This is a genomic window from bacterium Scap17 (genome assembly GCA_013376735.1).
Taxonomy (GTDB): domain Bacteria; phylum Pseudomonadota; class Gammaproteobacteria; order Pseudomonadales; family Halomonadaceae; genus Cobetia.
Window position 1 is genome coordinate 2453820 of record VINJ01000001.1, and the last position, 17958, is coordinate 2471777.

The window sequence follows — 17958 nt, forward strand, 5'->3', positions numbered from 1 at the left end:
CCCGCACCCTGCCAGTCTTCTGGCGGGGTGTTATTGTCTTGGGACACCCGCCGAGAGCCGATTCATGACCATGACGCCTTCCCCCATCACCTGTCGTACCTTCATCAATGACTTCGCACGTGGCATGGATGAAATGGTAGAGATGCCGCTGGCAGACGCCCGCAAGCGCTATGAACAACTGTGCCAGCAACTTGGTGCGCCACTCGCGGAGGGCATCACGTCTCATGAAAATCATGTCGAGGTCGCCGGCCGCGCGACGCCGCTGCGCCTGCGCCACTTCATCCCGGAGGTGGCACGCAAGGCGGATGGCAACCTGCCGGCACCGGTAGTGTTTCTGCACGGCGGGGCCTGGCAGATAGGCTCGCCGGAGAGCCATCAGGGCATCGCCTCCAGTCTGGCCGCCCAGCTGGGGCGTGAAGTGGTCAGTGTCGATTATCGCCTGCTGCCAGAAGCCAGCTATCGTGACGCACTGGCGGATTGTCTGGCGACCATCGAGCACCTCTCCGCCACTGTCGAACCGGTGGCCATCGTCGGTGACAGCGCCGGCGCTCGACTGGCGATGGATGTGGCGCGCCGACTCGATACCGAGATGCCCAACATCGGCCTGCAGGGCACGCGCATGCAAAGCCTCGGCACCCACGGCGCGGAAATGGAGAAGGCCCACCATCAGGAGAATCCGCCCCCCGAGAAGCCCACACGCTATGTGCTGGGGCTGATCTACCCGCCGATGGACCCGGTCTTCGTGCTGGCTAAAGAAAATGAGTTCGCGCTTGGCTCGGACGCCCCGCTGCTTGGCCGTGAGGAAGTGGTCAGCATGTGGCTGACCGTCGCCGAAGGCGACCGCTCTGCCAGCTACTCGCCCTCGCCGGCCCATTCCCAGCAGCCGCCGGCACGCCAGATCGAAGTGCTGGCCGCCGAGCATGATCCGCTGACCCAACCGCTGGAAGCAGCGTTGGATGTCTGGCGCTGGCGCGGTGCCGATGTCGGTTATCGCTGCGCACGCGGCATGGTGCATGCCGCACTACATGCGCATCACGCGCTCCCCGAGATGCAGCACGCCTGGCGGGCCTTCTGTGAAGCCCTCGATCGACGCCTGTGCGACCTGGACTGACGCAGACTTCCCGCGCACATATGGATACCCAGCTACGCAAACGCCCAGCCGAGAGCACCGTGACTGGGCGTTTGCGTGACAGGCGGCAACGTTCGAGCCTCAAGTCGTCGCTTCCGTTCTCAGACTGGCCGCTGACATGAAGCGCAGCTCGATGGCGACCGGGCACTGACGGATGCGCTGATGCCACTCTTGCTCCAGCCGCTCCCGCGTCATGCCCTGAGACGAATCATCCGTCAGCACGACCACGACGATCAATCTGAAATTGGCCTCCAGGATGCGGTCCACCAACAGCGCTTCGTAGAGCAGACTTTGCAGCACCGTCTGCGCTCTGGCGTAGTGCTTGAGCACCTTCACTTCAATGAACGTGAAGGGAGCACCATCCCCCTCGAGCAGTGCATCAAAGCAGGCATCGGTCTCGCCGACACGCACATGCCGCGTCATCGCGCCGCTCGTACTACCGCCACCACCCGCCGTGGAGGACTCCTGCATCTGACGCAGCACCGCATCCTTCAGCCGGGTCACCTGCTGGCGATGATGATCCAGATGCTCGGCACGCGATAACGGCGCCTTCTCGTCGGTGCCGCCCTGAGGGCTCAACAGCTGCGCAACATCGGCATCGTCGACGGCCTGACCGCTATCCTCATCTGCGGCTGATACCTGAGCCTCGGCCTCTACTCCGCCCTGCTGCCAATCACTCTCCCCCAGCGACGCCTGCACCTCGCGAGTCAGACGCTGCTCCTGCTCAGCTGGCGATAGCGTGCGCATGAAGGAGCGGTCCTTGTCGTAATCCCCCGGCGCATACAACTTGCCGTGATGATGCGTCACGAGTCGATAGAACACCGCCAGCACCAGCAGCGGAAACACCACGATGAAACCGATCAGCGGCCAACGCTCCGCCACCGTCAGCATCTCGGCCGCCGAATTCAGCAACAGACTCGCGAAGCCATAGATCAACGAGATGAACAACGCGATGATCCCCAGCGGGTTTCGCGCCAACTGCCGGGCATATTTCACGAACTGCATGCGCGCTCCATTCCTTGGGGCTTGCTGAGAGCATCTTCATGTAATGGAGGCGAGCAGCCTGATAATGCAAGAGGCCCGCCTCACCACTGCATCACGATTAACGTCAGCGTCATCACGCCGATGGCGACCAGCCAGGCCTCAGCGCGTCTGGCGAGGAGAGTGCCCGAAGTGGTTGCGGTAGGCTCGCGAGAAGCTGGAGCTGGAGGTAAAGCCGCTCGACAGTCCGACCGAGAGAATATCGAGGTCGGTTTCCTTGAGCAGATGCCGCGCCCGCTCCAGGCGCAGCCGCAGGTACCAGGCTCGCGGCGAGGTCGACAGCTCCTGCTCGAACAGGCGCTGCAACTGGCGCAGCGAGACGCGACAGCGCTTGGCCAGCTCCTCCAACGACAAGGGGGTGTCCAGGTTCTGCTCCATCAGGGCGACCGCATCGACCAACTGGCGCTTGTGGGTGCCCAGGCGGCGCGCCAACGTCATGCGCTGCTGGTCCGTCCGCGTGCGCATGCGGTCGTGTACCAGCTGCTCAGAGACATCCACCGCCAGCGCCGTGCCGTGCCGGCGGGCAATCACATCCAGCGCCATGTCCATCGCGGCTGCCCCACCGGCACAGGAAAAGCGCCGCGCGCCCAGCTCGAACAGCTCATCCGAGGTACTGATGGTCGGGAAGCGCTCACGAAACGCCGGCAGGCTTTCCCAGTGCAGCGTGACGCGCTCGCCATCGAGCAGTCCTGCCGCCGCCAGCAGAAAACACCCGGTATCCAGGCCGCCCAGCACACAGCCTCCACCATCGAGACGATGCAGCCAGCCCGTCAGGGCACGATTGAGGTGCGCCTCGGGCTCGAAACCGCTGCACACCGCCAGCGAAGGCAGAGAGCGAATGTCGAGAATGCTGTGGTCGGCGACCAGCGTCATGCCACTGGAAGACGTGACCGGCTGGCCATCCTCACTGATGAGCAGCCAGCGAAACAGCGGCTTGCCACTGATGCGATTGGCGATGCGAAGAGGCTCCACGGCCGCGAAGAACGCCATCATCGAGAAGCGTGGCAGCAAGAGAAACCCGATGGTTTCCGGTAGTGGGCCGATGTAATCGAGTCGCATCGTGCAGTGGCTCCAGAGAGTGAGAAGGTGAATCCGCCCTGCCCGGCGACTGAGCGCAAGCAGCGTCAATGACATCCTGAGGGCAAGCCCCTGAGGTGCAGGCTCGGCTCACGCCCCTGCACCGCCGGAATGATATCCCGAAAGCGCCCATCAGACGGCCAACATTGTCGCTTTCGGGCAATAAAGAGTCGTATCACATCAAGAATATCATTGCATAATTTCTGTCTCTCAGACAGCTGCAACGCTCCTGCGCGATAGACCCTGCCAATGCGTCGGCGTGACCAAATGGGCTCGCTGGCGAACGCGCTCTCGCGACACAGCCAATTTTCCAGAAGCTGTAGCCATCAAAATCATTTCCATACATAATATATTGTAATGCTTTGAAGGAGTTAGCGTCTTTCGCCGCCTCTCGACAATCATTCACGTCTTCATCTCGTTGCCTTATCGACAACAATTTTTCGCAACAGATGAACGGTCATTCCGCCGTGACCGCGACAGGGAACGCTGGCCCTACGACCAGCTCGAACAGGAGATATTGCGTGACCCCACCTCAGCCTGATCCCGCCTCACCTGACATTGCCAGTACCAAAAACGCCAGTAACAAAAACGCCACCTCCAACAACACCACCTCTGGCGGCAGCGCCTCGGCAATCGTCGGTTCTCAGCGCTACCATTCACCGGACCTGAGCCTGCGCGTCGAGACCTCCGGCCCGCTCAAGGGCATGCACAAGGGCATGACCCTGACCTCCGCCGGCCTGCTGCTGCTTTTCGTTCTCGCCACCGGCCTGGCTCCCGAACTGTCCTCCAGCCTGTTCGGCGCCGCGCGCGCCTGGATCGAATCCACCTTCGGCACCTATTACCTGGTGACCATCGTCGGTCTGATCGGCCTGTGCATTGCCCTCGTCTTCTCCCCCTGGGGCAAGCTGCGCCTGGGCGCGCCGGATAGCCGCCCCGAATTCTCGCGCTTCACCTGGGTCTCGATGCTGCTCTCGGCAGGCGTCGGGATCGGCATCCTGTTCTTCGGCGTCGCCGAGCCGATGCTCTACTTCGACAATTCCGGCGGCTTCGGCTATCCCAACAACCCGCACGCTGACCTCGCCGGCCATATGGCGATGGATCACGCCCGCGCCGTCGACGCGCTCAAGCAAGCCTTCTTCCACTGGGGGCTGCACGGCTGGGCGGTCTATGTCATCGTCGGCATGACGCTGGCCTACTTTGCCTATCGCCGCAATCTGCCGCTGGCACTGCGCTCCGCGCTCTATCCGCTGATCGGTGAGCGCATCTACGGCCCCATCGGCCATGCCGTCGACATCATGGGCGTGCTGGGCTGCGTGTTCGGTATCGCCACCTCGCTGGGGCTGGGCGTCAGTCAGATCGCCGTCGGCCTCAACCGCCTGACCGGTATCGACTCGGGTATCGGCACCCAGGTCGTATTGATCGCGATCATCAGCGTCATCTCCATCGTCTCGGCGGTCTCCGGCGTCAAGCGGGGTATCCGCATCATTTCCGAGCTGAATGTCGGCGTGTCCGTCATCGTGGTCGGCAGCTTTCTGATCGGTGGCCCGACCCTGTGGCTGATCAGCATGTTCGGCGAGACGGTCGTTTCCTACGTGCGTGACGTCATCCCCATGGGCCTGTGGGTCGCGAGCACACCGGTCGAGCGCGACTGGCAGGATGCCTGGACCATCTTCTACTGGGCCTGGTGGCTGGCATGGGCTCCGTTCATCGGTCTGTTCATCGCGCGTATCTCCAAGGGCCGCACCCTGCGTGAATTCATCCTCGGCGTGCTGATTGCCCCGCCGCTGATCATCTTCATCTGGCAGACCCTGTTCGGCGGCACCGCCCTGCATCAGGAACTGAACGCAGCCATGGGTCCGGGCACCGGCCAGCTGATGGGCATGATTCGCGACTGGAATCTGCCAGAGGCGCTGTTCGCCACCGCAGATGCGCTGGTGAGCAATGGCATTCTCAGCACCGTGCTGACGTCACTGCTGATCTTCCTGCTGATCAGCTGGTTCGTGACCAGCTCCGACTCCAGCACCCTGGTCATCACCACCATCCTGTCGATGGGCGATGAAGACCCGCTGCCGCGTCACCGCATCTTCTGGGGTGTCTGCATCGGCTCCGTCGCGGCGGTGCTGCTGATGGCAGGCGGGCTCAAGGCGCTGCAGACGGTCCTGATGGCTGCTGCCTTGCCGGTCAGCTTCGTGATCCTCGCCATGACGCTTGGCCTGCTGGTCGCGCTGGTCGATGAATCACGCAGTGCAATCAAGTCGCGTCGTCGGCCCAAGAGCGGCCCGCAAGCCACGCCGCGAGCGGTCAGCCAGACCAACGCGGGCTAAGGACTGCAGAAGAGTCACACTCTTTGGTAGTGATTTGTCATCATCAAGTCACCAATGCCCGCTCAGGCCAACACCTGAGCGGGCATTGTCATTTCTGGCATCTTTTGCATGCCCTTGACGTCGTGTTGCGGCAAATAGCCGTCGCCTTTCTTCAACGCCCACACACCGCACCTGACTAGTCTGGAAGGCGCAACCCTCGGCCTGACAGCCGGTTGCGTTGCTGACAGGACACTGACAGCAAAGGTGCCCAGCTAGGCACGCATGACACTCTTGGCACTCTCGTGATTGGCCATCCCCGGCATTGGCCTGATCGAGAACACCACCCCCTACTTTCGCCACTGGCCTTGCCCGTACCGCTTTCGCTCTCAAGGCTTCAAGGCATTCAGGCCGCAGCAGGAGCGACAGCTCAAACAGCAATTAGAACGACAGCTCACACAACAACTACAACAATTCAGGAGTCTTCTCATGGCAGCGACAGACCATGATCCGCTCGGTGATCACGCACCACCCCCTTCGCAGAACAATGCCCTCACGGCACATCTCCATGTGGAAACCAGCGGCCCGCTCAAAGGCATGCACAAGGGCATGACCCTGACCTCGGCCGGCCTGTTGCTGGCATTCGTCGTCGGGGCCGGCCTCTCTCCCGATGGGGCGGCCGCCATCTTCGGTGCCGCACGCAGCTGGATCGAACATACCTTCGGTACCTACTACCTGGTGCTGGTGGTCGCGATGATCGCCCTGTCGTTGGCACTGGTATGCTCGCCCTGGGGCAACCTGCGCCTCGGCCCCAAGGATAGTGCCCCGGAATTCTCGCGCTTCACCTGGATCTCGATATTGCTGTCGGCAGGAGTCGGCATCGGCGTGCTGTTCTTCGGTGTCGCGGAGCCGATGTTCTATTTCGACAACTCCGGTGGCTTCGGCTACCCCAACAACCCACATGCGGATCTGGCCGGTGCCACCGCCATGGACCACGCCCGCGCCGTCGAGGCGCTCAAGGTGGCCTTCTTCCACTGGGGGCTGCATGGCTGGGCGATCTACGGCATGGTCGGCATGACACTGGCCTACTTCGCCTATCGCAAGAAACTGCCGCTGGCGCTACGTTCAGCGCTCTATCCGCTGATCGGTGATCGCATCTACGGCCCGATCGGCCATGCCGTCGATATCATGGGCGTGCTGGGCTGCGTGTTCGGTATCGCCACCTCGCTGGGCCTGGGCGTCAGCCAGATCGCGGTGGGCCTCAATCGCCTCACCGGCCTGGATGCCGGCATCGGCACCCAGCTGGCATTGATCGTCGTGATCAGCGCGATCTCCATCGCCTCGGCGGTCTCCGGGGTCAAGCGCGGCATCCGTTACATCTCGGAGCTCAATATCGGCGTGTCGATCATCGTGGTCGGCAGCTTCCTGGTCGGTGGCCCGACGCTTTGGCTGATCTCGCTGTTCGGCGAGACGTTGCTGGCCTATCTGCGCGATGTGGTGCCGATGGGGCTGTGGGTCGCCGAGACCCCGGGCGAGAGCAGCTGGCAGGAAGGCTGGACCATCTTCTACTGGGCCTGGTGGCTGGCGTGGGCGCCTTTCATCGGACTGTTCATCGCCCGCATCTCCAAGGGCCGTACCCTGCGGGAATTCATCCTGGGCGTGCTGATCGCCCCGCCGCTGATCATCTTCATCTGGCAGGCGCTGTTCGGCGGTACCGGCCTGTATCAGGAGCTGACGGCCAGCATGGGCGCCGGCAGCGGTGAGCTGATGACGCTGGTACGCAACTGGAACCTGCCCGAAGCGCTGTTCGCCACCGCCGATGCCCTGACAGGCAACGACGTGCTGGGCATCATTCTCTCGGCACTGCTGATCTTCCTGCTGATCAGCTGGTTCGTGACCAGCTCGGATTCCAGCACTCTGGTGGTCACGACCATCCTGTCGTTGGGCGATGAAGAACCGCTGGCGCACCACCGTATCTTCTGGGGCATCTGCATCGGGCTGGTGGCCGGTACGCTGCTGATGGCAGGCGGACTCAAGGCGCTGCAGACCATCCTGATGGCTGCCGCCCTGCCGATGAGCTTCGTGATCGTGGCAATGACGCTGGGCCTTGTGGTGGCGCTCTATCAGGAATCCGGCAACGCACTGAAAAGGTTCAGGAAACCTGCACAGCATCACACAGGCCCTTGAGCCCACTCAAAGCCCCTCACTCGACCCGAGTCCGTCGTGCCAGCAGGCAACGGCGGGTCTTGAGCCATGTCTTTCACGTCAGGCGTTGCACGAAACACATAATGTCGTGTTATGGAAAATACTGGTCGTCAATAAACAAAAATTCACCAGAGGGCAGGATAGGCTTATGAGGTCCTTGCCACCCACAGGAGTCAGCCATCGTTATCTGCCCTCGCTTGACGACTTATTGCTGCCGCCAGCTTGCCAGTTCGACAACAACAACTTCAGGAATCGCGCTCTCATGACGACCGACACTTCCTCCTCCCGCCAGCCCGAGGCCACCACGGATTCCGTCTGCGGCCTGGGGGACACAGACTCCGCCAAGGGCAAGTACCTGACCTCGATCGCCACCGTCGCGGTCATCACGCTGCTGATCGGCGCCGCCGCCCTCTTCCCGACGGGATTTCTCGCGGCCCTGGACGCCGTCAAGACCTCGGTGATCGGCAACTTCGGCTTCATCTTCACCTGGCCGGCCTTTGCCGTGTCGCTGCTGCTGGTCGCGGTCTGCTTTACCCCACTGGGCAAACTGCGCTTCGGCGAAGGCGAACCGGAATTCCATACCCTGAGCTGGATGGGCATGCTGTTCGCCACTGGCATGGGTATCGGCCTGCTCACATGGGGCGTGCTGGAGCCCAAGTATCATACCGATGCCGGACAGAGCACCGACATGGCGCTGCTCAACGCCTTCAATCACTGGGGCCTGCTCGCCTGGGCGGGCTACTTGGCCATCGGCGCGCTATTCGCCCACGCCATGTACAACATGCAGATGGCCAAGCCCGCCGAAGAACTGCTGGGCAACGGCCTGTGGAGCAAGCTCAACCTTGTCAGCCTCGTCGTTTCCACCGTCATCGGCCTGTCGCTGTCCTTCACCTACGCGACCACCCCGATCCAGCAGGGGCTGGTCAAGCTGGTCGGCATCGAGTTCAGCCCGACCCTGATCATCTGTGTACTGGCCATGTGCGCTATCGTCTCCTCCGCCTCGGGCCTCAAGCGCGGCATCAAGTGGCTGAGCAACTACAACACTCTATTCGCCATCATTCTGATGATCGGCGCACTGGTGCTGACCGTCCCCGGCGACATCCTCTCCACCTTCGTGCGTCTGGTGCCGGAATACCTGCTCAAGTACCCCGCAATGGCCACCGATATCGGCCTGGGCGATCCGGAGCGCAAGACATGGCTGGCTGACTGGCTGTATGCCTTCGAGGCGGCCTGGTATGGCTGGTTCATCTTCACCGGCGTCTTCATCGCCCGCATTTCCAAGGGCCGCACCCTGCGTGGCATGGTACTGGGCGTGATGCTGGTGCCGACCCTGTTCTCATGCCTGTGGTTCGTGGTGTTCGGTCTCGGCAGTCTGAGCCTGGGCGTCGATGACGTGTTCAAGCTGATCGATACCATCGACACCACCGGTATCCTCTCACTGATACTGACGCTCAACATCCTGCTGTTCTTCATCACCAGCGCCGACTCCGCGGGCTTGGTGTGCGAGATGCTGACCGTCAAACGCTCACGCGCCTTCTGGATCATCGCCATGGCCGCCCTGGCCGTCGTGGTCAGCTGGCTGGGCGGCGATGTCTACAAGACCCTCCTGAGCCTGATCTCGGTCGCCGCCATCCCCGTCGCCTTCGGCATCTTCGCCCTGGTGATCGCCTTCGTGATCCGCGTACGACGTGATCGGGCCTCCCAGGCAATCCCGGCACCGGCGACACTCGCTCAGCGCTGAACCGCCATGGCGTGAGGTGATCCGCAGCGCACACTAGTGCGATGCCGTCTGCCCAACACAACGGCCCTGCCCTCGAATGAGGTGCAGGGCCGTGTCACGTCTGATGGACACCTTTTTTCGCTACCCGCCACGAACGACACGTCTTGCGCCTTCGCCGCATTGACAGTCCATCAGCACACACTGATAGGCTGAAATGACTGGCAGAACGCTGGATTTTCAGCGCTTCATGCTGGAAAGACATCAAACATCCACAAGCCTTGCTGGCGTTTGTATTGCTGACAAGGCCATGCGGACATCGCCATTGCGCTCTGGCATGTGCCGAGTGCAATCCGATGCAAGGTGAAGCAAGTGCCTTGCCATTCGGAAGATCGTCTTGCCCAGCGACTGCCTCAAGTCGTCACCCAACAATCACAATGACGTAGACAGGTAATGACATGTCCCCGACTTCACAGCAGAGTCCTGGGCAGCAGAACGCTGCTCACCCGCCCAATGACGCATCACACGTAGCGCCTGGCTCCCCTTCGCTGACATTCCGCTTCGGTGCCTGGGGCGCCGCCATCCCGTTGATCTTCTTTGTCGTCTGGGCAATCACGACCAGCGTGCTGGGGCTGTCCTCTGAAATCGGCCTGGTCATGGGGGCACTGTTCGGGCTGACCCTCGGTCTGTTCTTCTGCACCAGTCGCTGGGAGGACTATGCCAACGGGCTGTTCGATGGGCTGACGCAGCCCATCGGGGTGGTCGCCATCGTCGCCTGGTTCTATGCCGGGATGTTCGCTCAGGTTCTGCAGGTCGGGGGACTGGTCGAAGGGCTCGTCTGGCTGGGCGGCATCTCGGACATGACCGGGGGCTGGTTCGTCGGGCTCACCTTCCTGCTCGCAGCCGTGTTCTCGACCGCTGTCGGTACTGGTTACGGCACCACGGTCGCCTTCTGCACGCTGATGTATCCGGCCGGTATCGCGGTGGGCGGTGATCCCACCCTGCTGTTTGCCGCAATTCTGTCCGGTGCCATCTTCGGCGATAACCTGGCCCCGGTGTCAGACACCACCATCGTCTCCGCCACGACCCAAGGCGCGGATGTCCCCGGCGTGGTGAAAAGCCGTTTCAAGTACTCGATTGCAGCAGCCTTGCCGGCGCTGGCGTTGTTCGTGATCTTCGGCGGCAGCGAGCAAGGCGGAGTCACCGACCCCGCGGCGGTTCAATCGATGCAGGAGGCCGCCGATCCAGCGGGACTGATCATGCTGGCGCCCTTTGCACTGGTACTGATACTGGCACTGCGTGGACAGCACCTGCTGACCTCTCTGACCTGGGGCATCCTGCTCGCCATTCCTGTCATGCTGATCGCCGGCACCGGCAGCCTGCCACAGATCATCGCCTTCGATTCCGAGGCCGATGGCGTCATGACTGGCGCATTGGTTCGCGGCGTCGAAGGTTACGTCAACATGGGCATCCTGATCCTGCTGATCGTCGGTGCGGCCCACCTGATGACCCTCGGCGGCACCATGGAGCATGTCACGCGCCTGCTGATGCGCTGGATCAAGCAATCCATGCGCCGCGCCGAGCTGGCCATCTGGGGGATCGTGGCGCTGCTCAACAGCGCCATCACCATCAATACCGCCGCCGAAATCGCGGCCGCGCCCTTCGTGCGTGCGCTGGGCACCCGGTACCGCATCCATCGCTATCGCCGCGCCAACATGCTGGACGCCGTGACCTCCGCACTGGGCTACATCTTCCCTTGGGGGGCACCGGTGCTGTTGGGCTGGTCGACAATCCAGTCCATGCAGGGCACCTACGATTGGCTGCCCACCGTCTCGCCGACCGCCGTCTTCCCGTTTGTCTTCCAGGGCTGGTTCCTCGTGGCCATCATGCTGCTGGCTGCCATTACCAGCTGGGGGCTGACCTTTGAGGACGAGGATGGCAACGAACTCAAGGAGCACCCGGCCAGCTGAGCGCCCGATCCGCACCACGCCGCTGACAGACCCCGACTACGCTGAAAGCCTGTGCCATCACGTTTCCCGCAGGCGTTCAGCGTCCATCGGAAACGAACAGGACAACGACAGACAGGAGTGACGCATGCCAGCCAGTTTCCACGACCACCTCAGCCGTCAGATCAATGAACTGCAAGAAGAAGGTCTCTACAAGCAGGAGCGCGAGATCACCTCGCCCCAGCGTGCCAGCCTCAGAGTCGCGAGCGGTGATGAACGCGAGGGGCAAGGGTCGGAGGTGATCAACTTCTGTGCCAACAACTATCTGGGCCTGGCCGATAGCCCCGAGCTGATCGCGGCCGCGCAGCAGGCGCTGGAGCGTGATGGCTTCGGCATGGCCTCCGTGCGTTTCATCTGCGGTACTCACCATCAACATCGCGTGTTGGAAAAGCGCCTCGCGGCCTTTCTCGGCATGGACGATGCCATCCTCTATTCCTCATGTTTCGACGCCAATGGTGGCCTGTTCGAGACACTCTTCGGCCCTGAAGACGCCATCATTTCCGATGCGCTCAATCACGCCTCCATCATCGATGGCGTGCGCCTGTGCAAGGCCAGCCGCTATCGCTATGCCAACAATGACATGCGCGAACTCGAGGCCCGCCTCAAGGAGGCGGACGCCGCTGGCGCACGCTTCAAGCTGATTGCCACCGACGGTGTCTTCTCGATGGATGGCGTGATCGCCAATCTCAAGGGCATCTGCGAGCTCGCCAGACGCTACGATGCGTTGGTGATGGTGGATGACTCCCACGCCACCGGCTTCGTAGGGGCCAACGGGCGTGGCAGCCACGAATACCATGACGTGATGGACCAGATCGACATCATCACCACCACCTTCGGCAAGGCACTGGGCGGGGCCTCGGGCGGCGTGACGGCCGCACGCGGGCCCATCGTCGAGTGGCTGCGCCAGCGCTCGCGCCCTTATCTATTCTCCAATTCGCTGGCGCCGCCCATCGTGGCGGCGACCCTCAAGGCGCTGGACAAGGTCGAGGACAGCGCCGAGGCGCGCCAGAAGCTTTGGGAGAACGTCGAACGCTTCCGTCGCGGCATGCAGGAGGCCGGCTTCACCCTCGCGGGTGCCGGTCACGCCATCATTCCGGTGATGATCGGCGATGCACGGCTGGCGGGCGACTTCGCCAATCGCCTGCTGGAGGCCGGTATCTACGTGATCGGCTTTTCCTATCCGGTGGTGCCCAAGGGACAGGCGCGCATTCGCACCCAGATCTCGGCGGCGCATACCCCGGAGCAGATCGAGACGGCCATTGCCGCCTTCACGCGCATCGGCCGCGAGATGGGCGTGATCGACTCCACGACGGGAGGTGATGCATGAAGGCGCTGGCCAAGCTCAAGGCCGAACCCGGCATCTGGATGACCGAGACGGCCGTGCCGGAAATCGGCCACAACGATGTGCTGATCAAGATCCGCAAGACCGCGATCTGCGGCACGGACATGCACATCTATCAATGGGATGAGTGGTCGCAGGCGACCGTGCCGGTGCCGATGGTCACCGGTCATGAGTATGCAGGGGAGATCGTCGCACTGGGCAGCGAGGTGCGCGGCTATGAGATCGGCGACCGTGTCTCGGGCGAAGGACACATCACCTGCGGCCATTGCCGCAACTGCCGCGCGGGGCGTCGTCATCTGTGCCGCAATACCGAGGGCGTGGGCGTCAACCGTCCCGGCGCCTTCGCCGAATACCTCGCCCTGCCCGCCTACAACCTCTTCAAGTTGCCGGATGAAATCAGCGATGACCTGGCAGCCATCTTCGATCCCTTCGGCAATGCCGTGCATACGGCACTGGCCTTTGATGTGGTCGGCGAGGACGTCTTGATCACCGGTGCCGGGCCCATCGGCATCATGGCGGCGGCGGTCATCCGCCATATCGGGGCTCGCCACGTGGTGATCACCGATGTGAATGACTATCGACTGGCACTCGCCGAGCGGATGGGCGCGACCCGCACCGTCAATGTCAGCCGCGAATCCCTGAAGGAGGTGATGGCAGAGCTCGACATGCATGAGGGCTTCGATGTGGTGCTGGAAATGTCCGGCGTGCCTTCCGCCGTCGAGCAGATGCTCGATGTCATCAATCATGGCGGCAAGATCGCCATGCTGGGCATTCCGCCCGGCGAGATGGCCATCGACTGGACCAAGGTCATCTTCAAGGGGCTGACCATCAAGGGCATCTATGGCCGCGAGATGTTCGAGACCTGGTACAAGATGGCCAGCCTGATCCAGTCAGGTCTGGATCTTTCGCCCATCATCACCCATCGCCTGAGCGTCGCAGACTTCCAGCAGGGCTTCGAGATCATGGGCTCCGGTCAGTCGGGCAAGGTAGTGCTCGACTGGGACTGAGGGCGTCTGTTCGTGTCAGTCTCCACGCAAGTCAGTCGTCGCCTCGCGCGGCAACAGTCCGAAGGTCTCGCCCATGCCGGGGGCGGCAAGGCGCTCAAGGAACCATTTGAGCGCCTTGCCCTGACGACCACTGCGCCACGCGAGCGAGAGATCGAGCGGCGCGCGCTGCGTCTCCAGCGAAAGCACGACCAGACTGCCCTCCTCCAACTGGCGATGGATTCGATGCCGCGGCAGATAGCCGACCCCCAGCCCCTTGCGCTGAACCTCGATCTTCTGCGCCGTGGTCTTGACAATGATCTGACTGCGGCCATCCAGCAAACCGGAAGAATGGCCGGGCAGGCTGCGCGAACTGTCCGCCACGATCACGGTGGGATACTCCTGCAGCGCCTCGATGGCAATCGGCTGCGTCAGCCGGGTCAGCGGATGATCTGACGCCACGACGAAGACAGGCTCTATTGCGCCGAACCGCCGGCACGCTAGCCCCGACACCGGTGGCTCGCCGGGCACGCCGATCACCAGATCACAGCGATTGTCATGCAGCGCATCCCAGGCACCCGCCATCACCTCCTCGCTCAACACCACCCGCGTGCGCGGCTGGATGGCCTGGAATTCCTCCAACAGCGGATAGAGCGCCTCCGGATCAAGAATGGTATCGACGCAGATACGCAGCTCGACCTCCCAGCCAGCTCCCGCCTGACGCGCCAGCGCCGTCATCTCCTCGGTGGCCAGCAGAATGCGCCGCCCATGCGCCAGCACCAGGTGGCCCGCATCAGTCAGCTCAGCCTTGCGACGCGAGCGATCGAACAGCGGCACGCCCAGCTCTTCCTCCAGCTTCTGGACCGAATAGGAAATCGCCGAGGGCACGCGATGCAGTGTCTCGGCGGCCGCGGCGAAACTGCCGCGTCGCTCGATGGCATCCAGCACGCGCAGGGCGTCGAGTGTGATGGGTGAGACCATGGTTCAAAAATTCTGATTATTTAGACCAGAATCCTCCGTTATTTTTTTGATAAGCCGCATTCTATAGTAGCTCCATCGATCAAACACACTGATCTGAAAAACCTCATATCCCCTGATCAATGGAGCCACACATGTTCAAGTCTGCCCTCTCTCGCCTGATGACCACCGATTCCAGCCTCGCAAGCCTGGTGCTGCGTGTCCCGACCGGCATCATCTTCATGGCCCACGGTTCACAGAAACTGTTCGGCGCCTTCGGCGGCTACGGTCTGGAAGGCACCGGTCAGTGGATGGCCTCCATCGGTATCGAACCCGGCTATCTGATGGCGCTGCTGTCCGGCAGCGGCGAGTTCTTCGGCGGACTGGCGATCCTGATCGGCCTGCTGACACGTCCGGCGGCTGCCGTGCTGGCCTTCACCATGCTGGTCGCCATCCTGACCGTGCATATCGGCAATGGCCTGTTCATGAGCAACAACGGCTACGAATACGGACTGGCACTGCTGACCATCGCGGCGAGCCTGGCGATCACCGGCGGCGGCAAGCTGTCCCTTGACCGGATACTGCAACCGGGCAGCAACGCTGTGCGCGAAGACTGAAGCCTGCTTCACTTACCGGCAGACACCACGACACTCTGAGGAGGTTGCCATGTTCACGTTACGAGCAGCGGCAGAACGCGGTCATGCTCGATTTGGCTGGCTGGAAAGCCGCCACAGCTTCTCCTTCGCCAGCTACTACGACCCGGCTCACATGGGCGTCTCCGTATTGCGCGTAATCAACGATGACCACGTGGCGCCGGGCGCGGGCTTCGATCCGCACTCGCACAGCGACATGGAAATCATCAGCTATGTGCTGTCAGGCAACATCGAGCATCGCGACAGCATGGGCTCACGGCACACCTTGGGGGCGGGCGAAGTCCAGCTGATGAGTGCCGGGACGGGCATTGAACACAGTGAGTACAACGCCTCGTCCCTCGAGCCGCTGCGCTTTCTGCAGATCTGGATCACGCCACAGGCCAAGGGGCTGCCGCCGCGCTATCAACAGCAGCCCTTCGTCGCCCGCGACGGTCTCACCCTGCTGATCGCACCACCGGCGCAAGCCGCGCCTGGGATGCTGACCATCAATCAGGATGCCCGGGTGTATCGCATCGGCCTGCAAGGGAATGACGAGCAGCGCGCAGCACTGGAACTGCCGCTGGATAGCGAGCGCCGCTACTATCTGCACGTCATCGACGGGTCGGCGACACTGAAGGGCAAGGGTCAGCAGAGCCTGCCACTGTCCGCGGGGGATGCCGTCACGCTGGATCATGAACCCGAGGCCACTCTCGATGAGGCGCGAGGTCTGCATGCGCTGCTGTTCGACCTGCCCGCTTGAGCCGGCCTTTGATGGCATCGGGCCATGATTGTCCTCTAGACCCACGACGCCTCCCCGCCCATATGACTGTCGGCGGGGAGGCGTCGTTATGGCATGTCCGCATGGGAGAACACCTGGCAGGGAACGTGGCTGGGCGACATCTGTCATAGGGAGTCATGATACGATCAAGCGCGAGGCTGGCCGTCATCGCCATCCTCGTGAGCTGACGGAGGAAACCCAATGAGCAAGGACACGACCATTACGTCCACTCCACCCGAGACACCCGGATTGCCGGCACCGGATGCACAGCCCCTCACGGCCCACGCCTCCGAGTACAGCGAGGAAGGTTTCTGGCACAAGGTCTCGTCGGTCGCCCGCAAGGCCGGCCAGACAGCACTCAATCCCGCCCTGCGCATGTATTTCGCGGCGCAGGATTCCGATACCCCTGTCTGGGCCAGAACCACCATCTACGGCGCGCTGGGCTACTTCATTTCCCCCATCGATGCCCTGCCGGACTTCACCCCCCTGCTGGGTTACACCGATGACATCACCTTGATGGCGGGCGCGGTAGCCATCGTGGCGGCCCATATCAAGCCGGAACATCGCGCACGCGCGGACAAGGTGCTCAAGCGCTGGTTCGACTGAGCTGACGCCTCTTGCGAGCCTTCACATAGACAAATGCAACATTATTCAACAAAAGTTGACAAAGGTTGAAAGGCGTTGTCTGGCCCGTGTTTAGCCTCATGACATGCGCATGTTACGGTTAGCGACAACTTCGCCACGCCCGAGAATTCGTCATATGCCCGTCACTCGAATGCCCAAGCCATTGATGAAACTCGCTGTCGCGGGCACCGCCCTCATGATGCTGGCCGGCTGCGCATCGCGCGCGCAGATCGATGTCCCGAAGGTCGCGCCAGTGGAAGCGCAGGCCTACCAGCACAAGGTGTTCTATTCCGACGTCTATTACAGCCAACCACAGGCCAACCTGTTTTCTGGCGCAGCCCAGCAGGCCATGCAACCACTGGGCAACATCAAGCTGTCGCGCATCTGTTCACCGGCGATGACCCACTTCGATCAATTGCTGCGTGAGCAATTGCCCGCGTCTTCGCGCATCACCCATGATGCGCGTGCCAGCGACTACCGCCTGCGGGTGGAAATCCAGGCCCATGAGAATCGTGGCCCTGTCTATCTTGATTACCTGATCGCCCAGAACCTGACCAAGAATCTGCTGACCTTCGGCGTCGCCAACGAGGATTTCGATATCATTGCCGATTTCGATGTCCAGTATCGTCTCTACGACAAGAACGAGCAGTTGCTTTACAGCAAGGATTACGCCGTTCAGGACTCCGTGCCTCACCAGGCAGGCAACTTCGACTTCGGCGATCGCATCTTCCTGCCGGCCCAGAACATGATGAAGAAGTACCTGCTGTTGACGATGAATGACTTCTTCGTCAACGCCAGCCGCCCGAGCCCAGAACTTGCCGTCGTGCTCAGCGATAGCTGACAGCGAGCCAGATCAAGCACGCACTGGCAACACTCGACTTCCTATATGTCACATCACGACAACGCCTCGCCAGCCATGCTGACGAGGCGTTGTCGTAAGTGACTATTAGTCTAACTTCGATAGCTTTTCTGCATAGGTCTTCACTGACAAAACTAAAAAACTCATCAACAGATTCAATGACTTGATGACCAGGAAATTTTGTTGAGCCACTGGTAATACCAGATGACCTCAAGTAGCAGAAACAAATGGACTCTCTTACCTTGAGCTAGCGTCAGGTGCGACATGACAACGCACCCATCCAGCAACAAAGACTTCCAAACGATGTT

General features: G+C 61.9%; 13 protein-coding genes and 1 pseudogene. 11 read left to right on the plus strand and 3 right to left on the minus strand.

Going from position 1 to position 17958, the window contains the following annotated elements:
- Positions 1-142 precede the first annotated feature (142 nt).
- Positions 143-1111, plus strand: a complete 969-nt coding sequence (locus FLM52_10440; GenBank protein NVN56207.1) for an alpha/beta hydrolase — start codon at positions 143-145, stop codon at positions 1109-1111.
- 726 nt (positions 1112-1837) lie between these two features.
- Here FLM52_10440 and FLM52_10445 read toward each other — a convergent pair.
- Positions 1838-2134 (minus strand): annotated as a pseudogene (locus FLM52_10445) (hypothetical protein).
- A 138-nt stretch (positions 2135-2272) separates the two neighbouring features.
- On the minus strand, positions 2273-3229 hold the full coding sequence (locus FLM52_10450) for a GlxA family transcriptional regulator (protein ID NVN56208.1): 957 nt from the start codon (positions 3227-3229) through the stop codon (positions 2273-2275).
- Positions 3230-3951: 722 nt separating this feature from the next.
- Between FLM52_10450 and FLM52_10455 the strand changes: the two genes are divergently transcribed.
- The 6 genes from FLM52_10455 to FLM52_10480 all read left to right on the plus strand — a co-directional run bounded on the left by FLM52_10455 (position 3952) and on the right by FLM52_10480 (position 13824).
- Positions 3952-5571: a BCCT family transporter gene (locus FLM52_10455; protein ID NVN56209.1), complete on the plus strand. Its 1620-nt coding sequence runs from the start codon at positions 3952-3954 to the stop codon at positions 5569-5571.
- 465 nt (positions 5572-6036) lie between these two features.
- Positions 6037-7734, plus strand: a complete 1698-nt coding sequence (locus tag FLM52_10460; GenBank protein NVN56210.1) for a BCCT family transporter — start codon at positions 6037-6039, stop codon at positions 7732-7734.
- A gap of 280 nt (positions 7735-8014) precedes the next feature.
- On the plus strand, positions 8015-9493 hold the full coding sequence (locus tag FLM52_10465; GenBank protein ID NVN56211.1) for a hypothetical protein: 1479 nt from the start codon (positions 8015-8017) through the stop codon (positions 9491-9493).
- A 434-nt stretch (positions 9494-9927) separates the two neighbouring features.
- Positions 9928-11439, plus strand: coding sequence for a Na+/H+ antiporter NhaC family protein (locus tag FLM52_10470; protein NVN56212.1), 1512 nt, complete (start codon positions 9928-9930; stop codon positions 11437-11439).
- Between the two features lie 124 nt (positions 11440-11563).
- Positions 11564-12802, plus strand: coding sequence for a glycine C-acetyltransferase (locus FLM52_10475; GenBank protein NVN56213.1), 1239 nt, complete (start codon positions 11564-11566; stop codon positions 12800-12802).
- Positions 12799-13824 carry an L-threonine 3-dehydrogenase gene (locus FLM52_10480; GenBank protein NVN56214.1) on the plus strand — a complete coding sequence of 342 codons (1026 nt, stop codon included), beginning with the start codon at positions 12799-12801 and terminating at the stop codon, positions 13822-13824. Before FLM52_10475 ends, FLM52_10480 begins: the two co-directional genes overlap by 4 nt.
- Positions 13825-13839: 15 nt before the next feature.
- Here the strand turns inward: FLM52_10480 and FLM52_10485 are convergent, their stop codons facing one another.
- A complete protein-coding gene (locus tag FLM52_10485; GenBank protein ID NVN56215.1) occupies positions 13840-14781 on the minus strand; it encodes a LysR family transcriptional regulator in 942 nt (313 codons plus the stop codon).
- A gap of 131 nt (positions 14782-14912) precedes the next feature.
- Here FLM52_10485 and FLM52_10490 point away from each other — a divergent pair, with 131 nt between their 5' ends.
- From FLM52_10490 to FLM52_10505, 4 genes are all read left to right on the plus strand, one after another.
- Positions 14913-15374, plus strand: a complete 462-nt coding sequence (locus FLM52_10490) for a DoxX family protein (GenBank protein NVN56216.1) — start codon at positions 14913-14915, stop codon at positions 15372-15374.
- Between the two features lie 49 nt (positions 15375-15423).
- Positions 15424-16149 (plus strand): pirin family protein, encoded by a 726-nt coding sequence (locus FLM52_10495; GenBank protein NVN56217.1) that lies wholly within the window; start codon positions 15424-15426, stop codon positions 16147-16149.
- A gap of 219 nt (positions 16150-16368) precedes the next feature.
- Positions 16369-16773: a DUF1232 domain-containing protein gene (locus FLM52_10500; protein NVN56218.1), complete on the plus strand. Its 405-nt coding sequence runs from the start codon at positions 16369-16371 to the stop codon at positions 16771-16773.
- Between the two features lie 154 nt (positions 16774-16927).
- Positions 16928-17632, plus strand: a complete 705-nt coding sequence (locus tag FLM52_10505) for a hypothetical protein (GenBank protein ID NVN56219.1) — start codon at positions 16928-16930, stop codon at positions 17630-17632.
- Positions 17633-17958 lie beyond the last annotated feature (326 nt).

Coding starts and splice junctions, on each gene's coding strand:
- FLM52_10440 (NVN56207.1), top strand. CDS start 143: ATGCCGCTGGCAGACGCCCGCAAGCGCTATGAACAACTGTGCCAGCAA.
- FLM52_10450 (NVN56208.1), bottom strand. CDS start 3,229: ATGCGACTCGATTACATCGGCCCACTACCGGAAACCATCGGGTTTCTC.
- FLM52_10455 (NVN56209.1), top strand. CDS start 3,952: ATGCACAAGGGCATGACCCTGACCTCCGCCGGCCTGCTGCTGCTTTTC.
- FLM52_10460 (NVN56210.1), top strand. CDS start 6,037: ATGGCAGCGACAGACCATGATCCGCTCGGTGATCACGCACCACCCCCT.
- FLM52_10465 (NVN56211.1), top strand. CDS start 8,015: ATGACGACCGACACTTCCTCCTCCCGCCAGCCCGAGGCCACCACGGAT.
- FLM52_10470 (NVN56212.1), top strand. CDS start 9,928: ATGTCCCCGACTTCACAGCAGAGTCCTGGGCAGCAGAACGCTGCTCAC.
- FLM52_10475 (NVN56213.1), top strand. CDS start 11,564: ATGCCAGCCAGTTTCCACGACCACCTCAGCCGTCAGATCAATGAACTG.
- FLM52_10480 (NVN56214.1), top strand. CDS start 12,799: ATGAAGGCGCTGGCCAAGCTCAAGGCCGAACCCGGCATCTGGATGACC.
- FLM52_10485 (NVN56215.1), bottom strand. CDS start 14,781: ATGGTCTCACCCATCACACTCGACGCCCTGCGCGTGCTGGATGCCATC.
- FLM52_10490 (NVN56216.1), top strand. CDS start 14,913: ATGTTCAAGTCTGCCCTCTCTCGCCTGATGACCACCGATTCCAGCCTC.
- FLM52_10495 (NVN56217.1), top strand. CDS start 15,424: ATGTTCACGTTACGAGCAGCGGCAGAACGCGGTCATGCTCGATTTGGC.
- FLM52_10500 (NVN56218.1), top strand. CDS start 16,369: ATGAGCAAGGACACGACCATTACGTCCACTCCACCCGAGACACCCGGA.
- FLM52_10505 (NVN56219.1), top strand. CDS start 16,928: ATGCCCGTCACTCGAATGCCCAAGCCATTGATGAAACTCGCTGTCGCG.